The organism is Streptomyces sp. ITFR-6, assembly GCF_031844725.1.
GTDB lineage: Bacteria > Actinomycetota > Actinomycetes > Streptomycetales > Streptomycetaceae > Streptomyces.
Window position 1 is genome coordinate 40,326 of the sequence record NZ_CP134612.1, and the last position, 20,205, is coordinate 60,530.

Below are 20,205 nucleotides of genomic sequence, written 5' to 3' on the forward strand. Positions count from 1 at the left end.
ATCAACACAGGTGGTGCCGCCTGCCGACCCGGCAGGCCGGAAGGCACTCCACCGACTTCACGTATCGAGGACGATCCGCGAGGCGGTCCATCAATGATTCACGAAAGCCATATAAAGGCAACATGATCGCTCATGAGCCAGGCGTGAATGATTGCCGCTCCAGTCTGATCGATTCTGCTCGATTGCGAGCGAAGGCGATCGGACTGGAGCGCCAGAACCTGCCCCGTCCTGGGTGGCCGTCTACGGCGGCATCAAGGGCTCGACCGCGCCGCTACCCGGCGTCCGCCTCCATCATCCGCACCAGGCTGGTGGGCCGCATATCGGTCCACCCAGCCTCGATCGCGTCCAGACACTCCTGACGCGATCCTTCCGGGCCGCCCACACTCCAGCTGCCCGGGATTTCGATGTGCGCCGGCCACAGCGAGTACTGCCCCTCGCCATTCACCAGCGTCACGAACCGCCCCGACTCGTCATCGAAAGGATTGGTCACGACCGTCCCCCCACTTGTTCTCGCACTTTCCACGGCATGTTCATCAGCCTTTTTCGGGCGCACCGCAAATCGATGTCCGCAGCGAGCCGCCGAACCGCTCACCCCATCACGGTGCGATATCTCGACCACGCGGGGCGAAGATTCGTTACGCCTCGGGATACAACGTCACACCGATGGCCGAGCGGGACTCCCCCGACTTGGCTCGCTCACGCCAATCACAATAGAGGACTTTCGACGGCCGAAGACGCAAATTCAGCCCATTGCCCGCGATTACCCAAAGGGCCCGCAACGACCGAGACACCCCGGAGACATATGCCAACCGGGCCGCAACGGAGACATTCAGCCACTCCATGTCCCTATTGTGCAAGTATCGCCGAATACGACCCGTTCAAATTCGGATAGCCGGTGGCGTACGCCCGCTGACGTTCTGGCACACCGAGATCACACCGCGCTCCCGTACGCCGGGCACGCGCCCCGCCTGCGCCCCGTCCCGCCCGGCCAAGGAGAGGCAGACGGGGTGTCCGTCGCACGGCGTGAGACCGGCCGCGCCACACGCGTCAGTTCGCCGTACCTCCGGGCCGTACCTCCGGAGAGCCAACGTCCCCGGGAGTGCCGAGGACACGGCCCCCGCCCCGCTATGACGCCCCGGCCGGCAGGGGCTGCCGGCCGGGGCGCAGCCGACACGGCGTTTTCGGCGGCCGCCACGCGTCGAACGACTTGTCTTCGAGTCCACTCGAAGGTGCTGGCTGGCGGGAGATGTCGTCCGAGCGGATGACGGGTTTCTGGAGGAGCACACCATGACGCAGAAGATCTGGTTCATCACCGGTGCCTCGCGCGGCTTCGGCAGGGAGTGGGCCATCGCCGCCCTCGGACGCGGCGATTCGGTGGCCGCGACCGCCCGCGACCTCTCCACACTGGGTGACCTTCGCGAGAAGTACGGAGAACGGCTGCTGCCTCTGCGTCTCGACGTGACGGACCGTGAAGCCGGCTTCGCCGCCGTGCAGCAGGCACACGAGCGGTTCGGGCGTCTTGACGTGGTGGTCAACAACGCCGGTTACGGCCACTTCGGCTTGGCCGAGGAACTCACCGAGGCCGAGGCGCGCGCAACTGGACACCAACCTGTTCGGCGCCCTGTGGATCACCCAGGCCGCGCTGCCGCTGCTGCGCGAGCAGGGCAGCGGCCACATTCTCCAGGTCTCCTCCATCGGAGGCATCAGCGCCTTCCCGCTGGTCGGGATCTACCACGCGTCGAAGTGGGCGCTCGAAGGCATCAGCCAGGCGCTGGCCCAGGAAGTGGCGCCGTTCGGCATCAAGGTCACGCTGATCGAGCCCGGAGGCTTCGCCACCGACTGGGCGGGTTCGTCGTCGAGCACGTCCGAGCCGCTGCCCGCTTACGCCGACTTCCACAAGGAGGTGCAGGAGCAGCGCCGCAAGCGTGTCGGTACACCGGGCGACCCGGCGGCGTCCGCCGCTGCCGTGCTGGAGATCGTCGACGCCGACGAGCCGCCGCTGCGCTGCTTCTTCGGCTCGGCGCCGCTGGGCATCGCCAAGGCCGACTACGAGCAGCGGCTCGCCGTGTGGGAGAAGTGGCAGCCCGTGGCGGAGCTGGCGCAGGGCTGAACCGGCGACGAAGACCCGGCCCACCGGTCCTCGCTCCCACCTCACGATGTGAGACGGCGTCCCAGCAGGGGCAGCGGTTCGCGTCCCCGCTATGCGTCTTCGGCTACGGGGGCCGGGGGCGCAGCCGGTCGTTCGATGGTGAACGCGCGGGTGACCGGGTTGACCCGGGCCGGCAGGACAGTCCCCCGCGTGGTGCTGCCGAACCGATACGCCGGGACTTCGCTGCCGCACTCGAAGGGTTCGAAACCGGGGCCGCTGATACGCATCAGGAGCCGGACCTGGTGGTGGTCGTCGTTGGTCGGCGGGGCTGAGGCGACCGCCAGAACCAAGGCGGTCGCCTGGACGCCGAAGGCGGCGAGCTGGAGCGTGGCCCGCCGTTCCTCACGGGCGGAGAGGATGGTGGACAACCCGACGCAGGCGATGAACGCCGCCGCCAGGGCGAGGCACGCACCGGCCCACGCCCACCCCGTGCCGGTCTCACCGAGGTCGGCGACAGTGCGGACGGTGACGTAGACGAAGGCCCCTCCCGCGCCGAGGAACAGGACCGCGCCCACGGTGAACGCGATCGCTGTGATCACCGGGCCCTTGGGGTCCAGCAGGGCGGGTTCGTGGGTGCGGGCGATGGCCATGGTCGCACCCTAAGCCTCGATTCACCGACGTGGTTTCGAAATGATCTGCGAGGGTTTTTGGGGCGGGGTCTCGGACTGTCAGCTGAGTGCGGACAGGGTGTATCCGCTGGTCTGCCCAGCTTTTCCACGATTCGGCTTGGGTCGGGCCCTGGCGGGCGGGGTGGGGAGTGGCGTCAGGGTGTCTCGGGCGGCGCGTGGACGGTGGCAAACAGTTGTGCCCACGCGTCTTGCCAGGGCCATCGCTGCGGTAGGTGCAGGGTGAGGCGCCGGGCGGAGCGGGCGATCCGGGCGGGAACGTGGACCAGGTGAGCACGCAGGGTGGCGGTGGTGGCCTTGGCGTGGAAGGCGTCGGCCAGAGCGCCTGCGGCGCGCAGCAGGTTGTAGGCCATCGCCCACAGGGTCAGCCAGGCGGCGTTGGCGTGGAAGTGTGCCGAGGGCAGGTGGGCCAGGGCGGAGGCTTTGCTGTCGGCGATGACCTGCTCGACGACGGCGTGGTGGCGGTGTTCCCGCTCGGCCTGGAGGGTTGGGGCGGGGTTGTCGGTGAAGAACGGGTGGTAGCGCCAGGTGGGGAACAGCTCGCCCTGCTCGCCGGTGGTGGGCGGTTTGGCCAGGTCGCGTACCCGGCGCACGATCAGCCGGGCCGTTACCTGCTCGCTCTTCTTGCGCCCGGTGAACGCGGTGTATGCGGGGATCTCGGCGACTTCGGCGTCGGAGATGAGTTCTCCGGTCTCTGGGTCGGGAACTGCGGTGGGGTAGGTGATCTGCTGCCACGTGGTGTCGGGGATGCTGTGGATGGCCCGCTTGATGGAGGGGTTCATGCCCGTGGTGATCGAGAAGTGGGCGCCGTTGCGGCGGCAGGCGGCGATGACCCCGGCGTTGTAGGACTGGGAGTCCGCGCGCAGGACGCGTAGGCCGGTGCAGCCGGCCTCGGCCGCGGTGGCCAGGGCCTCGGCGGCGAATTTCGGGGCGCCGCGGGAGTCGGCTGCTTTGCCGCGGCGCATCCGCACGGTGGCGATCACCGGCCGCGAGGTAGGGGTGCAGATCGTGGAGAGCAGGGGGTGCAGGGTGCGGATGCCCTTGAACCGGCCATACTCGGCGCCCCGCTTGGTGCGGCCGTAGACCCGTTTGTGGGTGGAGTCGACGTCGATGAACGCCTTCTCGCCCGAGCCGGGCAGCAGCGGGGTGTGCGCGGCCAGTTCGCCGAGGAACCTGCGGTGCACCGCGTGCAGTTGGAGGGCGTGACCGTGGGTGAACGCGCGGAGGAACGTGCCCAGTGTGGACGGGGCACGGACCTCTCGGAACACGGTCGGCATCGCACCGTGGCGCAGCATGTCCAGGTCATCGATGCTGTCGGCTCCTGCGGCCATGCCTGCCACGATGCTGGTGACCTTGGCGTCGGCTGCTGCACCCGCACCGTTTGCCGCCCCGGTCAGCATCACCTTCTCCGACACCAGGCGCGAAAGCCCGCACCGTTCGGCCAGCCGCATCACCGGGACCAGCCCGGCATCCGCGATGAGATTCTGATCGTCGAACGCGGCCGACACCGCCGAAGCGGCATGGGAAGATTGCATCTCGCGGGTGCTCTCTTGCTCTGTGGATATGGAACCGTAGGAAGTCCCATCGTCCCAGCTCAGAGAGCATCCGCGCCTTCATGTCCAAGCCCTGGACCGGCTGTTCATCGGTGGATCAAGGCTAAGGGCTGTCCCAGCGGGAACGCCGTGCTCGGCGTCCGCCGACCCCTGGAGACCTGTCGCGGTCCGGACAAGGTCGGCGACGGCTCTGGACCGGCTGTGCGGCAGCCAGGCGATCACCGTGGTGACTGCCGGCGCGTCCAGCACGGGCACGGCCGCGAGGTCACTGGGCAGTTGGGCTCGGCACGACTCCGGTGAGACCGCGCAAGCACGGCCGAGTGCGACGAGCTGCAACAACTGCGCGTGGTCGCGGACCTGCGGGCCGGGGCCGGGCGGGTAGGTGCCGTCGGGGTCGGGCCAGCGCGGCAGCGGCAGGCCCGGCAGGTCGGTGATATCGGCCATGCGCACATGGGGCCGGGCGGTGAGCGGGTGTCCGGACGGCAGGACCACAACCTGGCCCTCCGTGCCGAGCTCTTCCGCGTCGAACCCGGCCGTCGAGTCGAACGGCCGGTGCAGCAGGGCCACATCGGCCCGGCCCTGGCGCAGAAGTCCTTGCTGCTCGGACGGGCCGCACAGGATGACGTCGATGGGAACCGCGCCGGGTTCGGCGGCATACGTGTCGAGCAGCTTCGCCAGCAGTTCTCTGGACGCACTGGCTTTCGTGACCAGGACCAGGCCGGGGCCGCCGGTCGAGGAAAGTGCGGCGCGGCGGGCCCGGCGTTCGGCGGCGTCGACCGCGTCGAGGGCCGCCCGGCCCTCCACCAACAGCACCGAGCCGGCCTCGGTCAGCGTAACGGTGCGGCTGGTCCGATCCAGCAGCGCTGCCCCGAGGCGGCGTTCGAGCTGCTGGATCGCCCGTGACAGAGGCGGCTAGGCGATCCCGAGCCGCCGCGCGGCGCGCCCGAAGTGCAGCTCTTCTGCGACGGCGACGAAATAGCGCAGTTCCCGGGTCTCCATATCGCCACGGTACCCGGGATCAATACCCTGACGGTATCGGTGTCCACCCTATGGGTCTTGGACTCCGCCTGGCTACGCGGGCAGCATTGCCCCCATGAGCGAACGAACAATCGCGCTGGTCACCGGCGCGAACAAGGGAATCGGCTACGAGATCGCAGCGGGCCTGGGCGCCCTCGGCTGGAGCGTCGGTGTCGGCGCCCGCGACGATGAGCGCCGCGGGTCCGCGGTGGAGCGGCTGCGCGCGGCCGGTGTCGACGCGTTCGGCGTACCGCTGGACGTGACCGACGACGCGAGCGTGACCGCCGCCGCACGGCTGATCGAGGAGCAGGCCGGGCGCCTTGACGTGCTCGTCAACAACGCGGGCATCACCGGCGGTATGCCGCAGGAGCCCACCCAGGTCGATCCCGACATCATCCGGACGGTCGTGGAGACCAACGTGATCGGCGTCATCCGCGTGACCAACGCGATGATGCCGCTGCTGCGCCGCTCCGCCTCGCCCCGGATCGTGAACATGTCCAGCAGTGTCGGCTCCCTGACCCGGCAGTCGGGAGCCGCCGCCGAGCAGGCGGCGGGGCCGGTGGCCGTGGCGTACGCGCCGTCGAAGTCGTTCCTGAACGCTGTCACCCTCCAGTACGCGCGGGAGCTGAACGGCACGAACATCCTGATCAACGCCGGCTGCCCCGGCTACGTCGCGACCGACCTCAACGGCTTCCGCGGTGTGCGTACCCCGAAACAGGGCGCCGCCATCGCCATCAAGCTCGCGACCCTGCCCGACGACGGCCCGACCGGAAAGTTCTTCGAGGACGCCGGTGAAGTGCCCTGGTGATGACCTGCGTTGTCGGCAGGTTTGGGCAGGGTGCGGTCAGAGAGTGAGGACGGCCCAGATGCGGCGCCCGTCCGGTCCGGTGTCCGTTCCGCACCCGGACACGGGCGGGTGTGCGGTGATGCTGCGGAGAACGTCCTCACCCGCTTCGTCAAGGCTGGTGGTGAGCCCGGGACAGTGGGAGAGGGCGAGGACGCAGGCCTGCCCGTCCTGATCGGACAGGTGTACGGACACGGTGGTGCCGCCGTCGGCGACCGCCGCCTCGACGAGGAGTGAGGTGACCTCCTCCACCGCGTTCAGGACGGCCGCGGCCGGCCGGTAGCCCCAGGACTCCAACTGCTCCACGACCGCGGGCCGGGCCTTGCCTGCCGCCCAAGGGGCGGACTCCAGTACCCAGTTCCTGCCACGCCGGTTCCGCATGCCCGTGCCGCGCCGCGCCGTCGGCACCACCGTGTCGGCCGCGGTCTGCTTCTTCGGGTCCTGCGGATTCGGCCGGGGCGGGCTCGGCGGCTTCTTCGGTGGCGGCGGGGTTTTCGGCGGATACGACGGCGGGGTCGGGCCGGCTTCCACGGGCTGTGCCACAGAGGTCTCCCAGGGTCCGGGGGCGGTGAGGGTGCGCCCCCGGACCAGCGTAGGCCCGGCGGAGCCGGCTGGAGGCGGTTCGGGCGGGACGGACACCCGCACGAGCGGCCATGCCCCGGGCGGCTACGGGCCCGGCACCGTCGCGGTGGCCGGAATGGATCACTGGAACCCGGCCCGGTCCCGCTTCGGGGCGTCGCTCGGGCCGAACTTGTGGGGCGCGAGCGCCGCCAGGAGGGCCGTGACCACCAGGTCGGTCGACGCCGCCATGTTCACGGCATCGGGCGCCAGCAGCCACTGCACCTGCAGACCGTCCATCACGGCGATGACGGCGTTGGCCGCGTTGTCGGCCTTCTCCGCGTCCTCGTCGGACACGTCGCACGCCTCGCGCAGCGCGTCGGCGACGAACGCTCGCAGCCCCTCGTAGCGGTCACGGAAGTAGTCCTGCGCCGGATGGTCGTCCGTGACGGACTCCGCCGACAGAACGGCGTAGAGGCGGACGATGCCTTCGCGTTCGGCGTTGCGGAGCGCCGTGTCGACCAGGTGGCGCAGGAAATCCAGTCCATGGGGACGGTCGGGGCCAAGTTGCTCGATGTCCGTCTGGTCGCGGAGTTCGAGGACGCTGGTGAGCAGGAGCGACTTGGAACGGAAGTAGTGCAGGACCCCTGCCTGGGTCAGACCGGCCCGGTCGGCGATCTCGGCGAGCGAGGCGTTGTTGTAGCCGCGGGCGGCGAAGGCGTCCGTCGCGATGTGCAGGATGTCCCGCTGCCGCTTCCGGGCTTCCGGGCTTCGGGGCGTGCGGGGCGTGGCCGCTCGGCCTGCCCCGCCCGCTGACTGGTTGCTCACCGGCACAGCTTAAGGGCTGGGATTTCGGTGCGGGGGGCTGAGCCCGCGCCGCTGACCAGGGGCCCGTCAGGGCGGAGGAGGAAAGCCGCACCAGCCACTTACTAACCACTTAGTAGGTGTGCTTCTATATCGCCGTCATCCCAAGGAACACGCCCCTCCACGGCCGGAAGGGATGCGGCATGGCCTCCCCGTTCCTGCCGTCACCGCTCCCGGCAACGCACACAGGCACGAGCGACACGACCGAAGGAGAGCCGCACATGTTCCACGCCAGTCCCCTCCGCCCACGGACACGCGCCGCGGGCGCCGCCCTCGTGATGGCCGTGGCGGCCATCGGCCTGGCCGGCAGCGGTACAGCCGCGCAGGCCGCCGCCCCCACGGCACAGGTATGGGTCACCACCCCCGACGGCGGAAAGAAGCTCTCCGCCGAGGGCGCCGTTCCGTTCGACGGATCGGCGCAGCCCGTCGACATACGCATCGACGGCACGAGCAAGAGCCAGCGGTTCACCGGGGCCGGCGCCTCGGTCACCGGCGCCTCCGCGCACCTCATCCAGGGTCTTCCGCAGGAGAAGCGCGACGCGCTCATGGCCTCGCTGTTCTCCACCGGCGGCGACGGCATCGGGCTCACCTACCTGCGCCAGCCTCTCGGCAGCAGCGACTTCAACGCCGACAGCAGCCTCTACACGTACGAGGACACGCCCGGGTCGTTCTCCATCGACCGGGACAAGGCCGAGATCATCCCGGTCCTCAAGCAGGCCACGGCGGTCAACTCCTCGATCCGCTTCATGGGCACCCCGTGGACCCCGCCCGCCTGGATGAAGACCAACAACGCCCTCAACGGCGGCAGTCTCAAGCCCGAGAGCTATCAGGCGTACGCCGACTACCTGGTCAAGGCGATCCAGGCATACGGGCGGGAGGGCATCACCCTCACCGATCTGAGCGCGCAGAACGAGCCGGAGTTCGCGGCGAGTTACCCGTCGATGACCATGACGTCGTCGGAGCAGGCCGAATTCTTCAAGGTGCTCGACCGCGCTCTCACCTCGGCCGGCCTGCCCACGAATCTCCTGGCGTTCGACCACAACTGGGACCACCCCGGCTACCCGATCGGTGTGTTCGACGGGACCCAGGGCATCAGCCGGGTGATCGGTGCGGCCTTCCACTGCTACGGCGGAACTCCCGCCGCGCAGCAGCAGGTCATCGACGCGGGGAAGCGCGTCTTCTTCACCGAGTGCTCCGGCACCGAGAGCGCCGACCGGTCCACCACCTTCGCCGACACCCTCAAGTGGCACGCCGAGAACCTCGTCGTGCAGAACATGCGCAACGGCGGCGAGACGGTCGTCGACTGGAACCTCGCTCTGGACCGGAACGGCGGGCCGCACCAGGGCGGCTGTGCCGATCGCTGCAACGGTGTCGTGGAGATCGCGGGCGGCAACGTCACACGCAACGCCGAGTACTACGTGCTCGGCCACGTCAGCAAGTTCGTCAGGCCCGGCGCCACCCGCATCGGGTCCACGAGCCAGGGCAACGGCGGGGTCGAGAACGTCGCCTTCCAGAACCCGGACGGCTCCCGCGCCGCGTACGTCGTCAACACGGCTTCGGGCGCGCAGCGGTTCTCGCTGACCGACAACGGGAAGTCCCTCGTCTACACGCTGCCCGCCGGCGCGGTCGCCACCTTCGTGTGGAGCGGCACCGACGGCGGCACGACCGTACCGCCCGCCGAGGGCTCCATCGATCCGGCCGCCTGGTACCGGGTCAGGAACATCGGCAGCGGTGGCTGCCTCGACGCCGCCGACTGGGGCACCGTGGACGGGACCGCGCTCCAGCAGTGGAGCTGTGGCACCGGAGCCAACCAGAGCTGGCGGTTCCAGCCCGTCGGGGACGGTGCCTACCAGGTCGTCAACCGGCACAACACCAAGGTGTGGGACGTCGACGGCGGCCCCGGCGCCACCGCGGCGGGCACCAGGGTTCACCTGTGGACGTACGTGGGCGGCGCCAACCAGCAGTGGAAGGCGGAGTCCGCCGGCACGGCCGGGCGGTACCGCTTCGTCGCGGTCAACAGCGGCAAGTGCCTGTCCGTGGACGGCGCCTCCACCGCCGACGGGGCCAGGCTGTCGCAGCGGAGTTGCGACGGTTCACCGGCGCAGACGTTCTCGCTGGACGGCTGAGGCGTTCGGTCCGGGCGGGCCACGGCCATCGGGCCACGCCCGGCGGCCGCCGGAACGGAAGGGCCCCCGCGAGCAGGACGACGGCGCATTCGAGGGGTCGTTGCAACACGTGGTCGGTTGTTCAGGCCGCGGGTAGTTTATGCAGGTGCTCGGCTGGGGTTTCCCAGCCGAGCGTTTTGCGTGGGCGGCTGTTGAGTTCGGCGGCGGCGGCGTCGAGGTGGTCGCGGCTGTGGGTGGCGAGGTTGGTGCCTTTGGGGAAGTACTGGCGGAGCAGGCCGTTGGTGTTCTCGTTCGAGCCGCGTTGCCAGGGGCTGGCGGGGTTGCAGAAGTAGACCGGGATGTTGGTGGCGATGCTGAAGGCGTGGTGGGCGGCCATCTCGGAGCCCTGGTCCCAGGTGAGGGACCGCAGCAGGTGGGGCGGCGGTGTTTTCACGGTGTCGGTCAGGGCGTCGCGCATACTTTCGGCGCTGTGGTCGCCGGGCAGGTGGACCGGCATCAGGTAGCGGGTGCTGCGTTCGACGAGGGTGCCGATCGCCGATCCGCTGTTCTTGCCGATGATGAGGTCCCCTTCCCGGTGGCCTGGGACGGCCCGGTCTTCGGCCTCTGCCGGGCGGTCGCTGATCATGACCATCGGGGTCGTGAAGCGGGGCTGGCGTTTGGCTGCCTGGCGGTGGGGGCGGCGGCGGGCGCGGCCGGTCCGCAGGGCCCGGGTGAGTTCGCGCCGTAGTTCGCCGCGTCCTTGGACGTAGAGGGCTTGGTAGACCGTCTCGTGGGTCACGTGCGTCTCCGGCCGGTCGGGGAACCGTCTGTGGAGAGCGTGGCAGATCTGCTCGGGGCTCCAGCGCAGGGTCAGGTGGTCCTGGATGAAGTCCCGCAGTTCGGGGTTCTGGCCGATCTTCCCCGCCTTGGGGCGGGGCCGGCGGGTATCGGCGCGGGCCTGGGCGGCGTGCGGCCGGTACTGACCGTTGCCGGGGTGCCGGTTGCGGCGTATCTCACGGCAGACTGTCCACGGGCTGCGGCCCAGCTCGGCGGCGATCGCGCGGACCGTGGCCTTCTCCCGCAGCCGGTCGGCTATGTGGATACGGTCGGCCTCACGCAGGTAGCGGGACGGGCCAGAAGACGGCGCATCCTGGTGGACCGGAGGCGCCGCCTTCTTCTTGCCGATGTGCGCGTGTGACCCGTCGCGCCACTTCCTGCCGGTCCGCAGGTTGATACCGACGATCCGGCAGGCTTCCCTGCTGCTGCAGCCCTGCTGCATGAGCTGGAAGCATGCCGCCCGCTCACGGGTCAGCTTCCGCGGCCCCTGCGGCCCCCGGTCCTTGCGTATCTCGAAGTCCATCGCATCCCCTGAGCTGGGGTGTTGCAACGACCACTAGAACTCAAGCGACTCGCGGGGGCCCTTCCCGGTATATACGACACAGGATGTCGGGTTTCCGGTCGAGCATGGCGGGACGGGTCGGCGTCCACGACGGAGCGCGGGCCACGCCATGCGGACAGACGGGCCACGCCATGCGGACAGACAGGGAACTCCATGGGCCGAGCGCCTGGAGTGCCTGGTTGGCCGCGCCGTCCGTGGTGAGGATGAAGTTCCACACGACGGCCACGGCGGATCCGGAGATCGCGTACGGCAGGACCACGAGCAGCCGCGCCACTCTGGACCACCCCGACCCGTTGGTCATGACGGCGATGCCCAGGACCAGCGGCAGGGCGACCGTGCCGACCACCCACATCAGGGTGTTCTCGATGGATTTCGCGAGGACCGGATCGCTGAGGAAAAGCCCGTAGTTGGTGAACCAGGTGAAGCCGGAGACCCGGCCGTCGCTGAAGAAGCTCCGGTACACCGTCACCGCGAACGGCGTGAGGAGCAGGGCCGCGACGAACAGGACGGCGGGCGCCAGGAAGCCGGCTCCGGCCAGCCTGTCCTTCAGCCTGCGCGGGGGTGTGCGCACCGGGGGTACGGGCGGCGGCACGGATGAGGGGGCCGCCGTGGGGCGCCTGTCGACTGCCGATGTCATGATTCGTCCTTGTTCCAGGCTGCCCACTCCTTGGAGGCACGGCTCGCCATACTGCGCAGCGTCGCCTCGGGTGACATGGCCTGCATCACGAAGGCTCCCAGGTCATCGGTGTTTCCCTGCATGAGGTTGGGCAGCCCGGACTGTCCGTAGCGGGGCAGTTCGGTCCAGTGCTCGCGCAGCGCCCTCTTCCTGAGTCGGGCGAGCACCGGATTGGAGGTGACCGCCTGCGGGTTGGCCGAGCCGTCCTGGAGGAAGTCGGTCCAGACCCGCTGGACCGAGGGGTGCAGCCAGTGGCCGGCGTTGGCCATCGCGGCGTCGTGCGACACGGCCTTCTCCGGCACGGCGAGGACGCCCGCCTCGGTGATCACGGACCGCTTCGTGGAGGCGTCGACCGGAGGCAGGACGAAGGCGTCGAAGCCCTCTCCCGGTTTCATCCCCGCCGCCGCGAGTCCCTGCGACTGCCAGGAACCGTGCAGGAACATGCCGACCTTGCCGGTCTTCGGAGCGGCGGGGCCGTTGTTCTGGTCGAAGTCGGCCGGGGTCATCCAGCCCTTCTTCATGAAGTCCTGCCAGATCTGCATGGCCTTGTGCGCCTGCGGATCGGTGTACCGGGCCCGGCCCGCGATCAGGTCGGCGTAGAAGGCCGGGTCGACCTTGCTGACGAGCTCCTCGAACCACTCGTACGCGGGCCAGTTGCCGCTCTGCGTGGCGACGAACGGGGTGACGCCGGACCTCTTGAGGACCTCCGCGTTGTGCAGCAGCTCGTCCCAGGTCTCCGGCGCCCGCAGCCTGTGCTTGTCGAACACTTGCCTGTTGTAGAACAGCACGTAGTAGGACTGGTAGAGGGGCACCCCGTACACGGAGCCCCGGTAGGACATCGCTTCGCGCAGGGATTTGGTCACCCAGCCCTTGCGCTCGTAGGCCTCCCACACCCGCGTCAGATCGCTGAGGCTGCCGGTGCGGGCGAGCTGCTTGAGGTTGTAGCCGGACTGCCACTTGATCAGGTCCGACGCCTTGGTCGTCTGCAGGGAGATCTGCGTGACCTGGGTGTAGGCGGTGGGGTTCGGGTTGGACAGCGGGCGCAGCGCGTAGCCGGTGAGCTTCTTCAGTTCGTGTCCGGCCGCGACGTAGCCCGCGTCCCAGGTGGCGTTGTCGTTGGCCAGTGACGTCGTTCCGGGTATGGAGGCGGTGCTGTCGCCCCGCGCGCAGCCGCCGGCCAGCACGGTCGCCGCGCCGGCCCCGAGGCCCGCCAGCACGGTGCGTCGGCGGAGCGGGGGAGACGACTGCTCTGTCGTCCCGCCGGTTGATCTCATGGGTTCACTTCCCTCTGGACCCCGCCGGGAATCCGTGGCTCTGGGGTGCGGTGTGGAGATCCACCGGATGCGCGTACGCCGTTCGTCTCCGCGCTCCGGATTGCCAGGATGTTAACGACACCATGAGTTCGAAACAAGGGTCTCTCTTGCGATTCGACAGATCTGCACCTCAGTGCGGGTGTTCATGGGATGCCATCTTGCAAATCTTGTCTACGTGTAGTGTTATCGATACCATTTACCCGCTTGCCGGTCCCGTCCTCAGGAGCATCTGTGCATCAGCCCCGTCCCTACGAACGCAACCCTCGGTACACCGCCACCGGCGGAACCGTCGTCACCGGCTGGGCGGCCGCCGCGGCGGGCGTGCCGACGGCCTCCACCGTCCTCGCCCTCGACGGGCCCGCCGCACTGGACTGGGAGGGGGCCGCCGGTTCCCTCGCCGCCGCCGTGCCCGGGGTGCAGAGGTCGCCCTGTGCGACGTGCGTGACCTCTGGTCCGCGGCGGCCGTCGAACGGCTCTGCGTCTCGGGCCCGGACGCGGACCCGTTCTTCCTGCCCCTCGCCGAGTTCTCGATGGGCGACCTCTTCGAGACGCCTCCGCTCCAGCAGCGCCCGCGGGCCGGCGTCCTGCTGATCTTCGGCCCGGGGGGCGGCACTGGCAGAGCCCGATCTGCTGTGGTGGGCCGACCTGCCCAGGCGGTACGCCGAGGAAGCGGTGACCCGGGGAGAACTGCCGCTCGCTGCCAACCTCGGCCGGCCCGGAACCCCCGGTGAGCTGCGCAGCCTCTTCTACACCGACTGGCCGGTCGCGGACCGGCACCGCGACGCCGTCGCCCACCGGGTGGACCGATGGGTCGACCTGCAGGGCGAGCAGGGCCCCGCCTCACTGGACGGCGACGCCGTGCGGGCCACCCTCGCCACACTGGCGACCGGGCCCGTCCGCACCCGCCCCTTCTTCAACTCCACCCCGTGGGGCGGGCAGTGGGCCGTACGGGAGCTGGGCTTCGAGCCACGGGGCGGCAACACGGCCCTCGGCTACGAGCTCATCGCCCCGGAGGCCGGGATCCTGGTCGGCCAGGACGAGGCGGCCCAAGTCGAGCTCCCCTTCCAGCTGCTCTGCGAACTCCACCCCGAGGAGTTCCTCGGCCCGGACGTCCACCGCCGCTTCGGCACGTCCTTTCCCATCCGGTTCGACTACCTCGACACGGTCGGCGGCGGCAACCTGTCCCTGCACCTGCATCCTCGGGAGCAGTACATGCGGGAGACGTTCGGCTGGCCGTACACCCAGCACGAGACGTACTACGTGACCGCGAGCGAGCCCGGCGCACAGGTCTATCTCGGCCTGCGGGACAGTACTGACGTGGACGTCATGCGCAAGGAGGTCGAGGCGGCCGCCGCGGACGGGCTTCCGCTGCGCGTCGAGGAACACGTCATGAAGCACCCGGCGGACGCGGGCCAGCTGTTCATGATCCCGGCCGGCACCCCGCACTCCTCAGGCGAGGGCAACCTCGTCCTGGAGATCAGCGCCACGCCCTACCTCTACTCGCTGCGCTTCTACGACTGGCTGCGCAAGGGGATCTCCGGTGCGCCGCGGCCGCTCTCGTACGCGCACGCCTTCGCCAACCTCGACACCTCCCGGCGCGGCGACGACGTCCTGAAGGACCTCGTCCAGCGGCCGCGGACCCTGCGCGAGGGCCGGGGCTGGCGCGAGGAGGTCGTCGGCGCGCTGCCCGGCATGTTCTACGCCGTGCACCGCTTCGTGATCGAGGGACCGGAGGCCGCGGAGGACGACACCGCGGGCCGCTTCCACATCCTCAACGTCTCGGCCGGTGACGGCATCGTCGTGGAGACCGCCGGCGGTCTCCGTCACGACCTCGTCTTCGCCGAGACCCTCACCGTGCCCGCGTCCGTCGGCCCCTACCGGCTGCACCCGGTCGGCAGCGGCCCGGTGCATGTGGTGAAGTCCCTGGTGACGCGGGTATGAGCCACGTTCCTGTGCTGGAGATCGGCGGCACACATGTGACGGCCGCCGTCATCGACACCGAGGCTCAGCCGCCCACCCCTTTCCCGGCCGTACGGCAACCGGTCCCCGCCGACGCGGCGGCCCCTGAACTCCTCGACGCGATCGCCGCGGTCGCCCGCCGCGTGGATGTCCCGGAAGCCGCTCACTGGGGTGTGGCGATACCCGGTCCCTTCGACTACGTCACCGGGGTCGGGCGCTTCCGGGGAATCGGCAAGTTCGAGTCGCTGCACGGTGTGGACGTGGGCGCGGAGCTGCTCGGCCGGCTCCCGGGGGCCCCGAGCGGCATCAGTTTCGTCAACGACGCCGATGCCTTCGCCATGGGCGAGTACCGGGCGGGCGCGGCAGCCGGCCGGCGCCGGGCCCTGTGCGTCACGCTCGGCACCGGCGTCGACTCCTCCTTCTTGGACGCCGGGCACCCGGTCGTGGAAGGCCCCGATGTGCCGCCCGGCGGCAGGGTGCACCGGCTCACCGTCGACGGGCTCCCGCTGGAGAAGGTGGTGTCACGACGGGCGATCCGCTTGTTCTATGCCCGGACCGCCGACTTGCCGGGCACCGGGCGGCTCCCGGATGTGCACGACATCGCCGGCTCGGCCCGCGCCGGGGACGTCCACGCCCTGCGTACGGTCCGGCACTGCTTCGGCGCACTGGGACGGGCGCTCGCTCTCTGGTGCGAGCGGTTCCGGCCCGACCTCATGGTCGTCGGCGGCTCGATGACCGGCTCCTGGGACCTCGTGGGGCCGGCCGTCAGGGAGGGCTTCGAGTCGTGGGCACCGGGGACCGCGCCCCCGACTGTCACGGCTGTGCGTCCTGCCGACGCACCGCTCATCGGCGCCGCCCACTGGGCTCTGCACAGGTCCGCCACTCCCCCGGTACCGACCTAGAATGACGGCGTTCGCGACCCACCGGCCACCCGACGACCCCGCAGGAGAACCGCCCATGGCACAGCACCGGTCGGGCGACGGCGCCGCCCCGACGATGCGCGACGTGGCCGCCAGTGCCGGTGTCAGCGCCATGACCGTCTCCCGGGTACTCAAGAACGACGCCCGGGTCAGCGAGACGGCGCGCGAGCGTGTGCTCGCCGCCGTCGAGACACTCGGTTATCGGCGCAACGAGACGGCGCGCAGTCTGCGGCTGGGCGGCAGCGGGATGATCGGACTGGTCGTCACCAACCTCGCCAACCCGTTCTACTCGCGCCTGGCGCTCGGTGTGCAGGAGGTGGCGTCCGAGCACGGTCTGCGGGTGCTGCTCGGCAACACCGCGGAGCAGGTCGACAAGGAGCGCGGACTCGTGGAGGACCTGGCGTCCCGTCAGGTCGACGGCATGATCGTCGTCCCGGCGGGCAGCAGTCACCGTCATCTCGCGCCCGCGGCGCTGCGCGGCATGCCGATCGTGCTGGCGTCCCGGCCGCCCGCCGGAATGGACGCCGACTGTGTACTGGTCGACGACTTCGGCGGCGCCGAGCAGGCCACCGGACAGCTGATCGCGGACGGCCACCGCCGGATCGGTTTCCTGGGCAACCCGCCCGCGCTCTACACCGGAGCGGAGCGGTTCCGCGGCTACTGGGCCGCGCACGAGAGCGCCGGACTCGAACCGGCGGAGAGCCGGGTGCGGCGCGGGCTCACCGATGTCGCCACCGCACGGGCCGCCGCCCTGGCGCTGCTCGACGCACCCGACGCGCCGACCGCGCTGTTCTGCACCAACAACCGTCTGACGCAGGGCGCCATCCGCGCCGTGCGGGAGCTCGGCAGGCCGGTCACTCTCGCCGGCTTCGACGACTTCGACCTCGCGGACGTCCTCGGCCTGCCGCTGACGATCGTCTCGTACGACGCCGACGAGATCGGCCGGCGGGCGGGCCAGATGCTCATCGACCGGATCAACGGTACGCCCACCGGGCCGATCCCCGCCCGCAGAACCGTCGTCCCCACCCACGTCATCCGCTACGGGACGCACTGACCCGGCCCAGCCACCCCACTGCCGCCCCTTCCACGGCACCGGCATGCCCTTTCGCCTCCCCGCAATCCCTCATGGAGCACCCATGCACCACGACCGAACCGTCACAGAACGCCGGCTCGCCCGCGTACTGGACCAGCGCCTGCGGCCCGCGGTGTACCGCGAGAGCCTGCCTCTGGACGTCGCGATGTGGAACGTCAGCGGTGAGCCCGTTCCCGTGTCCGAGGGGATCGCCGCCCCTTACGAGCCGGTTCGCAGCGGTGCGATGTTGGGGGCCCGCCTGGTCCACCAGCTGGTTCCGGATCAGCGGCACCGTCCCCGCCGCCTGAGCCGGAGAGCGGGTCGAGGCGGTGGTGGACCTCGGCTTCGGCACCACCCAGCCGGGTTTCTCCGCCGAGGGCCTCGTCCACCGTGCCGACGGAACGCCGGTCAAGGCGCTCAATCCCCGCAACGCCTGGCTCCCTGTCACCGGACGGGCCGAGGGAGGAGAGGAGTTCACCTACTACGTCGAGGCCGCCGCCAATCCGGTCATCTTCGACTCGGATACCGACGGCGACCCCTTCGTCCCGACCCCGGCCGGTGCCGTCGCCCCGTGGCTGCGCGGGGGGACGGCGGCGGGTGAGCCGCTCTACCGGCTGAACCGGATGGACCTCGCCGCCTTCGACACCGTCGTGTGGGAACTCGTCCAGGGCCTGGACGTCCTCTCCGGCCTGATGCACCAGCTGCCCGAGGACTCCACCCGGTGCTGGCAGCTGGTGCACGCCGTGGACCGTGCCCTGGACGCCGTCGACCTCCAGGACGTCGGCGGCACGGCGGCGCGCGCACGCGAGGCCCTCGCCCCCGCTCTCGCCTCCCCCGCACACGCGGGCGCCCACCGGGTCTCCGCCGTGGGCCACGCGCTCATCGACACCGCCTGGCTCTGGCCCGTACGCGAGACGGTCCGCAAGGCGGCCAGGACCGTCTCCAACGTCACCGCCCTGATGGACGACCACCCGGACTTCCGCTTCGTCATGTCCCAGGCGCAGCAGCTCGCCTGGCTCAAGGAGCAGCGGCCCGAGGTGTTCGCCCAGGTGGTCGAGAAGGTGCGCACCGGGCAGTTCCTGCCCACCGGAAGTCTCTGGGTGAGCCCGACACCAATCTCTCCGGCGGGGAGTCCCTGGTGCGGCAGTTCGTGCACGGGAAGCGGTTCTACCTGGACGAGTTCGGGGTCGAGACGAAGGACATGTGGCTGCCCGACACGTTCGGCTACAACGCGGCCCTGCCCCAGCTCATGAAGCTGGCCGGCATCGAGTGGTTCCTCACCCAGAAGATCTCCTGGAACACCACCAACGCCTTCCCGCACCATACCTTCTGGTGGGAGGGCATCGACGGCACCCGCGTCTTCAGTCACTTCCCTCCCGTCGACTCGTACAACGGCGATCTCTCCGGCGCCGCCATCGGGCACACCGAGCGCAACTTCCGGGACAAGGGCGCTGCCAACCGTTCTCTCGTCCCCTTCGGCTACGGCGACGGCGGCGGTGGCCCCACCCGGGAGATGCTGGCACGGGCGCGCAGGCTGGCGGATCTCGAAGGCTCGGCCCGGCTGGAGATGGAGGGCCCGGCGGAGTTCTTCGCCAAGGCACGGGAGGAGTACGCGGACGCCCCCGTCTGGGTCGGCGAGCTCTATCTGGAGCTGCACCGGGGGACGCTCACCAGCCAGCTCGCCACCAAACAGGGCAACCGGCGTAGCGAACACCTGCTGAGGGAGGCCGAGTTGTGGGCCGCCACCGCTGCCGTGCGCACGGGCCGGCCGTATCCGTACGAGCTGCTGGACCGGGTGTGGAAGACCGTGCTGCTGCATCAGTTCCACGACATCCTGCCCGGCACGTCGATCGCCTGGGTGCACCGCGAGGCCGAGGAGACGTACGCGGAGGTGGCCCGTGAGCTCGGCGAGGTCATCGATACCGCCCAGCGCGGCCTGGCGGCGAGCGGGAGCGGGGAGGCGGAGGGTGAGACCGTGTTCAACGCGGCGCCGCACGCCCGGGACGGCGTTGCCGCACTCGGCGCCGCACCGCGCGCAGCGGCCGCCGGCCCGGTTCCCGCCCGGTCCACGCGGGACGGCGGGTACGTCCTGGACAACGGCCTCGTACGCGTCACCGTGGACGCCCGGGGGCTGGTGGTCACCTCCGCCCTCGACCTGACGGCCGGGCGCGAGGCGCTGGCGCCGGGCACGGTCGGCAACCTCCTCCAGCTGCACCAGGACTTTCCCAACCAGTGGGACGCCTGGGACGTCGACGCGTTCTACCGCAACACCGTGCGCGACCTCACCGAGGCGGACGAGGTCAGTGCGGTACCCGACGGTGTCCGGGTCGTGCGCAGTTTCAACGGCTCCCGCGTCACCCAGGTGCTGCGCCTGGCCGAGGGCAGCCGCCGGCTCGACATCGAGACCGATGCCGACTGGCGGGAGTGCGAGAAGATCCTCAAGGCCGCCTTCCCGCTCGACGTGCGGGCGGCGGAGTCCAGCGCCGAGATCCCGTTCGGTCATGTCCGGCGCCCCACGCACACCAACACGTCGTGGGACAACGCCCGCTTCGAGATCTGTGCCCACCGCTACCTGCACGTCGCGGAGCCCGGCTGGGGCGCGGCCCTAGTCAATGACTCCAGCTACGGCCACGAGGTGACGCGGGACATACGCCCCGATGGTGGGACCACCACGACGGCGCGGATATCGCTCCTGCGCGCCCCGCTCTTCCCGGACCCCGACTGCGACCGGGGGGAACACCGTCTGCGCTACGCGCTGGTGCTCGGCGCGGACATCCACGACGCGATCCGCGAGGGGTATCACTTCAACCTGCCCGAGCGTGCCGTCCCCGGGGGCGCAGCCGTCGAACCGCTGGTGCGGATCGACGAGGACGGCGTCGTCGTCGAGGCGGTCAAACTGGCGGACGACCGCTCGGGCGATGTGATCGTCCGCCTCTACGAGTCCACGGGCGGACGCGTGCGGACCACCCTCAGGGTTGGTTTCCCCGTGGCCTCCGGGGGACGACGGATCTGCTGGAACGGGATCTGGAGGGCGAGCCCGCGCTGTCCCTCAAGGGGAGGGAAGTGGCGCTGTCTCTGCGCCCGTTCCAGATCCTGACCCTTCGCCTGGTGCCGGGCGGCCACGAGGTCTCGGCTGCCGCCCCGGGGTGA

13 protein-coding genes and 4 pseudogenes are annotated in these 20,205 nt (G+C 70.2%); 8 read left to right on the forward strand and 9 right to left on the reverse strand.

All coding sequences use genetic code 11. The features are described 5' to 3' along the window. Positions 1–271 precede the first annotated feature (271 nt). Complete coding sequence (locus RLT59_RS00080; RefSeq protein WP_311301434.1) at positions 272–490, reverse strand: MbtH family protein; 219 nt, start codon at positions 488–490, stop codon at positions 272–274. Between the two features lie 797 nt (positions 491–1,287). On the opposite strand from RLT59_RS00080, the pseudogene RLT59_RS39230 reads away from it, so the two are divergent. Both RLT59_RS39230 and RLT59_RS00085 read left to right on the forward strand, forming a co-directional pair. Continuing rightward, positions 1,288–1,533: pseudogene (locus tag RLT59_RS39230) on the forward strand (SDR family NAD(P)-dependent oxidoreductase); the annotation flags it as partial. After that, the gene (locus RLT59_RS00085; protein WP_399124542.1) at positions 1,469–2,110 is read left to right on the forward strand and encodes an SDR family NAD(P)-dependent oxidoreductase; all 642 of its coding nucleotides are present in this window, start codon (positions 1,469–1,471) and stop codon (positions 2,108–2,110) included. The pseudogene RLT59_RS39230 and the gene RLT59_RS00085, both read left to right, overlap by 65 nt. A gap of 89 nt (positions 2,111–2,199) precedes the next feature. Here the strand turns inward: RLT59_RS00085 and RLT59_RS00090 are convergent, their stop codons facing one another. The 3 genes and pseudogenes from RLT59_RS00090 to RLT59_RS00100 form a co-directional block, all read right to left on the reverse strand. Then, entirely contained in the window at positions 2,200–2,739 is a 540-nt protein-coding gene (locus RLT59_RS00090) for a hypothetical protein (protein WP_311301435.1), read from the reverse strand. A 173-nt stretch (positions 2,740–2,912) separates the two neighbouring features. After that, entirely contained in the window at positions 2,913–4,310 is a 1,398-nt protein-coding gene (locus RLT59_RS00095) for an IS1380 family transposase (protein WP_311301436.1), read from the reverse strand. A gap of 78 nt (positions 4,311–4,388) precedes the next feature. Continuing rightward, positions 4,389–5,327, reverse strand: a pseudogene (locus RLT59_RS00100) (LysR family transcriptional regulator). Positions 5,328–5,421: 94 nt separating this feature from the next. On the opposite strand from RLT59_RS00100, the gene RLT59_RS00105 reads away from it, so the two are divergent. After that, positions 5,422–6,153 (forward strand): SDR family oxidoreductase, encoded by a 732-nt coding sequence (locus RLT59_RS00105; RefSeq protein WP_311301437.1) that lies wholly within the window; start codon positions 5,422–5,424, stop codon positions 6,151–6,153. Between the two features lie 36 nt (positions 6,154–6,189). On the opposite strand, the gene RLT59_RS00110 is transcribed toward RLT59_RS00105, so the two are convergent. Both RLT59_RS00110 and RLT59_RS00115 read right to left on the reverse strand, forming a co-directional pair. Then, complete coding sequence (locus RLT59_RS00110) at positions 6,190–6,732, reverse strand: hypothetical protein (RefSeq protein ID WP_311301438.1); 543 nt, start codon at positions 6,730–6,732, stop codon at positions 6,190–6,192. 159 nt (positions 6,733–6,891) lie between these two features. Further along, on the reverse strand, positions 6,892–7,575 hold the full coding sequence (locus RLT59_RS00115) for a TetR/AcrR family transcriptional regulator (RefSeq protein WP_399124545.1): 684 nt from the start codon (positions 7,573–7,575) through the stop codon (positions 6,892–6,894). A gap of 257 nt (positions 7,576–7,832) precedes the next feature. On the opposite strand from RLT59_RS00115, the gene RLT59_RS00120 reads away from it, so the two are divergent. Further along, a complete protein-coding gene (locus RLT59_RS00120) occupies positions 7,833–9,737 on the forward strand; it encodes an RICIN domain-containing protein (RefSeq protein WP_311301439.1) in 1,905 nt (634 codons plus the stop codon). A gap of 121 nt (positions 9,738–9,858) precedes the next feature. Here RLT59_RS00120 and RLT59_RS00125 read toward each other — a convergent pair whose 3' ends face one another. The 3 genes from RLT59_RS00125 to RLT59_RS00135 all read right to left on the reverse strand — a co-directional run bounded on the left by RLT59_RS00125 (position 9,859) and on the right by RLT59_RS00135 (position 13,065). Then, the gene (locus tag RLT59_RS00125; RefSeq protein WP_399126794.1) at positions 9,859–10,995 is read right to left on the reverse strand and encodes an IS30 family transposase; all 1,137 of its coding nucleotides are present in this window, start codon (positions 10,993–10,995) and stop codon (positions 9,859–9,861) included. Positions 10,996–11,116: 121 nt separating this feature from the next. Continuing rightward, a complete protein-coding gene (locus RLT59_RS00130) occupies positions 11,117–11,752 on the reverse strand; it encodes a carbohydrate ABC transporter permease (protein WP_311301441.1) in 636 nt (211 codons plus the stop codon). Beyond that, entirely contained in the window at positions 11,749–13,065 is a 1,317-nt protein-coding gene (locus RLT59_RS00135; RefSeq protein WP_311301442.1) for an ABC transporter substrate-binding protein, read from the reverse strand. The genes RLT59_RS00130 and RLT59_RS00135 overlap by 4 nt, the downstream gene beginning before the upstream one ends. A 270-nt stretch (positions 13,066–13,335) precedes the next feature. On the opposite strand from RLT59_RS00135, the pseudogene RLT59_RS00140 reads away from it, so the two are divergent. From RLT59_RS00140 to RLT59_RS00155, 4 genes and pseudogenes are all read left to right on the forward strand, one after another. Next, positions 13,336–15,045 (forward strand): annotated as a pseudogene (locus tag RLT59_RS00140) (class I mannose-6-phosphate isomerase). After that, positions 15,042–15,965: an ROK family protein gene (locus RLT59_RS00145; protein ID WP_311301443.1), complete on the forward strand. Its 924-nt coding sequence runs from the start codon at positions 15,042–15,044 to the stop codon at positions 15,963–15,965. The pseudogene RLT59_RS00140 and the gene RLT59_RS00145 overlap by 4 nt, the downstream one beginning before the upstream one ends. A gap of 55 nt (positions 15,966–16,020) precedes the next feature. Then, positions 16,021–17,037: a LacI family DNA-binding transcriptional regulator gene (locus tag RLT59_RS00150; RefSeq protein WP_311301444.1), complete on the forward strand. Its 1,017-nt coding sequence runs from the start codon at positions 16,021–16,023 to the stop codon at positions 17,035–17,037. 82 nt (positions 17,038–17,119) lie between these two features. After that, positions 17,120–20,205: pseudogene (locus tag RLT59_RS00155) on the forward strand (alpha-mannosidase).